This is a genomic window from Niveispirillum sp. KHB5.9 (assembly GCF_048066115.1).
GTDB lineage: Bacteria > Pseudomonadota > Alphaproteobacteria > Azospirillales > Azospirillaceae > Niveispirillum.
On the sequence record NZ_JBLTYX010000019.1, the window covers coordinates 135,773 to 142,202 of the forward strand.

Annotated in this window: 7 protein-coding genes; 2 read left to right on the forward strand and 5 right to left on the reverse strand. The window is 64.4% G+C overall.

Going from position 1 to position 6,430, the window contains the following annotated elements:
• Nucleotide 1: 1 nt before the first annotated feature.
• The 3 genes from ACM9HJ_RS24565 to ACM9HJ_RS24575 form a co-directional block, all read right to left on the reverse strand.
• A complete protein-coding gene (locus ACM9HJ_RS24565) occupies nt 2–1,066 on the reverse strand; it encodes a patatin-like phospholipase family protein (RefSeq protein ID WP_416574422.1) in 1,065 nt (354 codons plus the stop codon).
• Between the two features lie 140 nt (nt 1,067–1,206).
• A complete protein-coding gene (locus tag ACM9HJ_RS24570) occupies nt 1,207–1,431 on the reverse strand; it encodes a hypothetical protein (protein WP_416574423.1) in 225 nt (74 codons plus the stop codon).
• Nucleotides 1,432–1,490: 59 nt separating this feature from the next.
• Complete coding sequence (locus ACM9HJ_RS24575; protein WP_416574424.1) at nt 1,491–2,669, reverse strand: ArsA family ATPase; 1,179 nt, start codon at nt 2,667–2,669, stop codon at nt 1,491–1,493.
• A 290-nt stretch (nt 2,670–2,959) separates the two neighbouring features.
• Between ACM9HJ_RS24575 and ACM9HJ_RS24580 the strand changes: the two genes are divergently transcribed.
• Together ACM9HJ_RS24580 and ACM9HJ_RS24585 are read left to right on the forward strand one after the other, a co-directional pair.
• Nucleotides 2,960–3,697, forward strand: a complete 738-nt coding sequence (locus tag ACM9HJ_RS24580) for a thioesterase II family protein (protein WP_416574425.1) — start codon at nt 2,960–2,962, stop codon at nt 3,695–3,697.
• A gap of 26 nt (nt 3,698–3,723) precedes the next feature.
• On the forward strand, nt 3,724–4,680 hold the full coding sequence (locus tag ACM9HJ_RS24585; protein WP_416574426.1) for a patatin-like phospholipase family protein: 957 nt from the start codon (nt 3,724–3,726) through the stop codon (nt 4,678–4,680).
• Here the strand turns inward: ACM9HJ_RS24585 and ACM9HJ_RS24590 are convergent.
• Together ACM9HJ_RS24590 and ACM9HJ_RS24595 are read right to left on the reverse strand one after the other, a co-directional pair.
• On the reverse strand, nt 4,610–5,641 hold the full coding sequence (locus ACM9HJ_RS24590; RefSeq protein ID WP_416574427.1) for a diacylglycerol/lipid kinase family protein: 1,032 nt from the start codon (nt 5,639–5,641) through the stop codon (nt 4,610–4,612). The genes ACM9HJ_RS24585 and ACM9HJ_RS24590 overlap by 71 nt on opposite strands.
• A gap of 85 nt (nt 5,642–5,726) precedes the next feature.
• A complete protein-coding gene (locus ACM9HJ_RS24595; protein WP_416574428.1) occupies nt 5,727–6,221 on the reverse strand; it encodes a PAS domain-containing protein in 495 nt (164 codons plus the stop codon).
• Nucleotides 6,222–6,430: the final 209 nt, after the last annotated feature.

Consider the following 6,430-nt stretch of genomic DNA (forward strand, 5'->3'; position numbering starts at 1 on the left):
GTCACGTCCCCTTGGCCGCGCCGGGGGCGCGGGGGCTGCGGGCGGTACGGCGCGGCATCGTGCCGGTCGGTTCTTCCTTCGCATCCCCTTCCTCCATCCAGCCGGATGCCTCGATCCAGCGGAAGGTGGGGTCAAGATCGGCGGTCTCGCCCAGCAGCAGGGATTTCTGGCGCATCTGGTCGATGGGACCATCGGCGGCAACGCCCCGGCTCTTCGACGGCGTCACCACCTTCTCCGGCCAGGGGTTCAAGCGGAAGAACCCTTCCCCGCCGAGCAGCAGGGCGCATTGCTCCGTCACCAGTTCCATCGGCGCGGAGATCACCATATCGGTGAACAGGCCGGGATTACCGCGCTTGAACAGCCATTCGCCATAGCCCCAGTCCAGGTCGCAGCCCGCGATGGCGGCCACGCCCGCACCGGTGCCCACGGACAGCAGCCTGGTTTCCGGCAGCACGGCGCTAGCGGCCAGCTTCACCCGCTTCACCTCATGCAGCAGCAGACACAGTGACGGATTGTTTGCCACCACCCCGCCATCGACATAGCCCTGATAGACGGGAAAGGTGATGGGAAAGGCGCCGGTGCGCACGCCGACATCGACGGCCAGCTCGTCGGCATCCTGCGGGTCGACGCTGCAATGGCTGTCGAACACCTTGGGCGCCCAGGCCCGGTGGCCACCCGGCAGCTGCGCGTCCAGCTTCACGGTGACGGCGACCACGCGATGATAAAGCTCCTTCAGGCGCCGGTTCCCCAGACGCGAGCGCAGGAACGCCTCCAGGTTGGTATTGTCATAGACGGCCACCTTGCCGGCCAGGGCGCCCAGGTCGCGGCACAGGCCGCTGTCATAGATGGGCGCCGTCCCGTCCCACAGGTCGAACGCATCGTCCAGCCCGTCGGCGGGGTTTTCATGCGCCGCCAGCAGCAGGGCATTCATGCCGCCCGCCGAGGTGCCGGCGAACGCATCGGCACGCGCCAGGAATCCCGGGAACTTCTCCTCGATGCGTCGCAACATGGTCAGTGTGGCCAGGGACAGCACGCCCCCGCCATCCATCGACAATAACCGTCTCATGCATGGCCTCCATCAAGTGATGTCAAGTGACGTGGGCGCACAGCGGAACAGATGGAAAAAGGGGGACGCTGCCATCGGCGATAACCGCCGATGGCCCATCCAAGGCTTGCGAGCCCGGCGCCAGGCGGCGCCCGACATTCTTACTCGACCGTGACCTTGCGGGGGCGACGACCGCCCTCCAGCGTCTTCAGGCGACGGTCGATCACCTGCTGATAGCCCGCCAGTATCTCCGACTGCGCCTTCAGGTAATGGGTCTCCAGGATCGACCGGGATTCCTCATCCAGCATCAGGGCGCCGTTCAGGCCGCTGACCAAGTTGCCCAGCAGCTTGCGCAGGCCCCCGGCCTCTTCCTCGAAATCCTTCATGATGCATTCCTTCCGGCTGGTGGAACATCAGGAGCATACACTCCCAACGGGAAAATGTACTAGAACCTGATATGCAGGACACCATCGATCATCTTTGCGCTCTGCACATCCTTGGACAGGACGGAGCGCGGCAGCGGCACATGCCGCTTGAAGGTGCCGATGCGGATGGTCAGATCTTCCTGGTTGCGGCTGATATCCAGGTCGCGCTTGTCCACGAAGGGCAGGTTGATGGTCAGCAGGTAATCCTCCCCCTCCTTGGTGAAGGTATAGGGGGCGCCCTGGTGAAAGAACTGCGCCGGGTCCTCGCCATTGCTGAACAGGGCGTCGGCCACGCGCTGCAGGTTGCCCACGCCGATCACCTCGTCATCGAACAAGGGCAGCGACACGGTGGGCACCGGGTCGAAATATTCGCGGACCTCCTGGGCATAGGCCGTCTGCGTCTTCACCCAGCGCGAATAATAGCCGTCCGGCGTGTCCGGCAGCAGGCGGTTGATGACGATACGGTCCACCGCCACCCCATACATGTTGAAATACATGAAGGCGCGCTGCGTCTCGCGGATCACCATCTTCTCCGCCTGGGTGACCAGACGGACGCTGGTCGTCTGCGGATCGACCAGCAGCTTGTCCACGCCGGTGATGCGCTCGAACAGCTGCATCATCGCGCTGAAATATTTCTCGTCGGGCAGCTTGTAGTCGGTGAAGCGCTTGGCGATGGGGCCGGCGAACCGCACGATGTTGCGGTCCACATTGAAGCGCTTGCGCACATACCATTCGATGGTCGAGGTGATGGAGACGAAGCGCAGGCTCTCGCTGGTCGGCGGGCAATCCAGCACGATAACGTCGTATTTGCCTTCCGAGACATACTTGTTGACGTACATCAGGGCGATGACATCTTCCATTCCCGGGATGACCGCCACCTCCTCCGCGATGACGTCGGTCAGGCCCGAGGACGTCATCAGCATGGCCAGATAGCGGTAGATGTCGCCCCAATGCTTCTCGATCTCCACCTGCACGTCGATTTCCTGAACGTCCAGGTTCTCCGCCGCCCGCACGGGCTCGCCATTGTTATGGTCGAACAGGCCGCGCGGCAGGTCGAAACAGTCGAACAGGCTATGCGCCAGGTCGAAGGAGACCACGATGGTGCGATGGCCCTTCTGCGCGGACGCAAGGCCCGTCGCCGCCGACACCGTGGTCTTGCCCACACCGCCCTTGCCCGACATCAGGATGATACGTGGCATCTCTATCCGTTTCGGCGACGCCAGACGCGCCGCTTATGATCATTAAGAGGGGCGCCCGGAAAAAGCGGTTACCACGGGCGTTGGTTAATTCCCCTTAATCCATTAGCGGTGCATAGGGCAAATGATTTATATATGCGCTGCACACTGGCGCGACGGTTGTGGGCTGGTCCCGCCTATTCGCCGGCTATATTCATTTTGGCTAGGCTTGGCCTGAAATGCTTCATTCGAATATTGCAAACGACCTTACATTGTCGAATCCGGCACTATCGGGTGTCCAGACACCGTGGATCGTGCCCTGGCGCCGCTCGGCGCAGGCCCGCGTGACGCTGGTGGCCTTCCCCCATGCCGGCGGCACCGCCGCCATGGCCCGGCCCTGGCCCGATGCCCTGCCGGCCTGGGTGGATGTGCTGGCGGTGCAATATCCCGGTCGGGAGACGCGAATCGGGGAAAAGTCATACACTCGCGCAATACCCCTGGTAGAGGCGATTGCCGGGGCACTGGCCCCCGGCCTTCCGGGACGGGTCTGCTTCCTCGGCCATTCGATGGGGGCGCTGCTGGCCTTCCTGACGGCCCGGCACCTCGCCGCAAGCGGGCATAGGGCACCCGACCATCTGATCGTGGCCGGCCGGCGGAGCCCCCACCTGCCCGATCCGTTCGAACCGGCGCACGCCCTGCCGCAGGACCAGTTCCTGGCCCGGCTGCGCCGGCTGAACGGCACGCCCGCCGCCGTGTTCGACCATGCGGAGCTGCTGGAACTGCTGCTCCCCATGCTGCGCGCCGATTTCGCGGTCAACGAGACCTACCGGCACGATGATGATAGCCCGGCCCCCTGTCCCGTCACGGCGCTGGGCGGCACGCGCGACCCTATGGCGCGGCCTGACGAGCTGGAGGCCTGGCGGGCGCTGGCGCCCCTGGGCTTGACCACCCGCCTGTTCGAAGGCGACCATTTCTTCCTGCGCTCCGCCCAGGCGGCGGTCCTGGCGCATGTGACGGACATACTGTCCGGGCTGGCATCCCGTGCCGGCTGAGGCAACCCGAGAACAACCGAGGCGTCATGTCCACCATCCGTATCCTGGCGCTTGACGGGGGCCCCCGCGGCCTGCTGATGAACAATATCCTGCTGCGGCTGGAGAATGAGCGGCCGGGCCTGCTGGACAGTATCGACATCTTCGCCGGCACCTCGGCGGGCAGCATTTCCGCCGCCCTGATCGCCGCCGCCCCCACCCCGCGCGAGGGCGTGAAGAACGCCATCGAATTCTGGCGTCGCTGGCGGCCCTTCGCCCAGTCCGCGCAGCAGAGTTCCCGCTCCTGGATGGCGCTGGCGGGGCTCAGTTCCTTCATGACGCATGCGTCGATCTATCGGAACCTGGAGGAGATGCTGGGCGACAGGCGCCTGTCCGACCTGCCGCGCAAGCTGCTGATCCCCAGCTTCTGCCTGGACAACGAGGCGTCGTTGCGCGAACGGCGGCAATGGTCGGTGCGCATCTACCACAACCTGCTGCCCGAACTGCTGGACGAGGATGACACGGTCCTGGACATCTGCATGCGCTCCAGTTCCATCCCCATGGTGCATCCGGTCTATCAGGGCCATATCGATGGCGGCCTGTTCGCCAACAATCCCGCCCTGTGCGCCGTGGTGACAGCGCTGGATTTCGAGGATACGAGCCTGCCGCAGATCGAGGTCCTGTCACTGGGCCAGGGCATCACCAGCACCTACATGCCGCTGAAACGCGGCGATGTCGGATATGGCAAGTGGCTGCTGGACAAGGACAATCCCATCGCCGTCATCAAGGTGGTGATGGAGAGCAACATGCAGGCCATCAATTACCAGTGCAGCCGCCTGCTGGAAGACCGGTTCATCCGCTTCGACCCGGTGTTGACTACGGATGTCGAGCCCGATCCCAAACGCCCCTTCGCCGAATATAACAACCGCCAGGAATTCATGGCGGCGCAGTTGGACCTGCGGCAAGTGCTGGACCGGCTGAAAACGGCGAACTGGCCGGGACGATGATCCGGCGGCGCTGCGGGTGCAGCGTCAAGGTGACCGGCAACCGCGCCCCCAGATCGCCGTCCAGCTGAACCGGGGCATCGGTATCCGCCGCGTCCAGCGCCTCCAGCACCACCCGGCGTGACGCGATGATGCGCACATCGGGCAACAGGTGTACCCGCCCGCGCATCACGGCCAGCACGTCGCGCAGCAGGGCGCGGCGGCTGGCTTGCGGGAACAGCACCACCTGCAGAATGTCCACCGTCAGATCGGCCTCGCGCGCCAGGATGAAGCGGCCGCCATAATGACGCCCCTTGCACACCACCACCGATGCCGCCTCATACTCCCCATCATCCAGGATCACGCGATAGCGATGCAGTCGGAACCGCAGCAGGCCCGATAGGCCGGCCAGGATATAGGCCCCCTTGCCGATGAAGCGTTTCAGCCGCAGGTTGGCCCCGGCGACGACGCGCGCATCATACCCGGCCCCCGCCATCAGCAGAAAGGCGCGGCCGCCACCCGCGCCCAGATGGATATTGCGTTCCGTCCCGCCCAGCAGCGTGTCGACAATGCCGTCGATGCCGGTATCCAGCCCGATTTCCGTGGCGAAGACATTGGCGGTCCCCAGCGGGATCAGCCCGATGGGCAGGTCGGTCTCCGGCGGCAGGCCATTGAACACCGCATTCAGGGTGCCATCGCCCCCCGCCACGATAAGAGCATCCAGGGCGCCGTGCCGGCCGATATCGGCGGCCAGCCGCTCCACGGCGTCGCGCCCCGCCCCTTCCTGCAGAACCACCTCCAGCCCGGCCGCGCGCAGCCGGTTCAGGACCTGCACCATGCGGACCCGACGCCGTGGCGCCAGCCTGGCATTGAAAATGACCAGCACCCGCCCAAGCGGCACTCGGCCGACCGGATCGATATCCCCCACCTGAAGCCCCCGCCTTCGCGCCACTCCACCCGCGATGCGGACGAAACGGCTGGTCACCACAACTGACAAGCGTGGCTGACAAAATCGGCTTGATCAAGATACCGTGAAGGCAGGGGCCGGAATGAATAGAGGGGGGATGGCGTCAAGCGACCATGGTGATGCCGGCCGCTGCCGCCATCACCGGGATGATGGGTACCGGAGCCCCGAGACGGGAAGGGTCGATGCCACCGGTCAGGATCTCCGCCTCCAGGTCGCGCAGATGTTCCGCCGTCACATCGGCCGCAACCTTGACCACCTTGCAAACCCGGCCATGCCGGTCGAAGACGGGGGTGTAGGAGCCATGGAACCAGACCATGCGCCCGTCCTTCGCCAGATAGGGCGACCGCCGCGCCTCCATCCGCTCACCCAGGAGCAGCATGTGCCAGAAGCTGGCATAATCGGCGCCCGTCCAGATGGCGTCGTTCATGAACATGCTGTGGTGGCGATCCTTGATCTCGACCTGTTCATAATCCACGGCGCGCAGGAAATTGTCGTTGGCATCCAGGACCAGCCCGTCGGGCGTGAACTCGATGACGCAGAGCGCCTTACCCATGGCGGCGAACACGGCATCGACGTCTTGCTTGCGGCTGAACGACATGGTCCTCATCCTTCCCTGCGTTTCCTGGGCATTTGACGAGGATAGGATGATAACGCCGGTGCTTCAGCCTATCGTAAGGTTAGAAGCAGTCCAGGCCGGGGGTCCATCAGTATAGCCAACGGCCGTCATGGCCATTATATGCACCATACTTGCCAATGGTTCATATGCTTTGGGTTAGGATTGGCAATTCTCCGGAATCGTATACGAGC

Excerpts from the sequence above, each read along its gene's own strand:
- ACM9HJ_RS24565 (WP_416574422.1), bottom strand. The coding sequence starts at position 1,066 with ATGAGACGGTTATTGTCGATGGATGGCGGGGGCGTGCTGTCCCTGGCC.
- ACM9HJ_RS24570 (WP_416574423.1), bottom strand. The coding sequence starts at position 1,431 with ATGAAGGATTTCGAGGAAGAGGCCGGGGGCCTGCGCAAGCTGCTGGGC.
- ACM9HJ_RS24575 (WP_416574424.1), bottom strand. The coding sequence starts at position 2,669 with ATGCCACGTATCATCCTGATGTCGGGCAAGGGCGGTGTGGGCAAGACC.
- ACM9HJ_RS24585 (WP_416574426.1), top strand. The coding sequence starts at position 3,724 with ATGTCCACCATCCGTATCCTGGCGCTTGACGGGGGCCCCCGCGGCCTG.
- ACM9HJ_RS24595 (WP_416574428.1), bottom strand. The coding sequence starts at position 6,221 with ATGTCGTTCAGCCGCAAGCAAGACGTCGATGCCGTGTTCGCCGCCATG.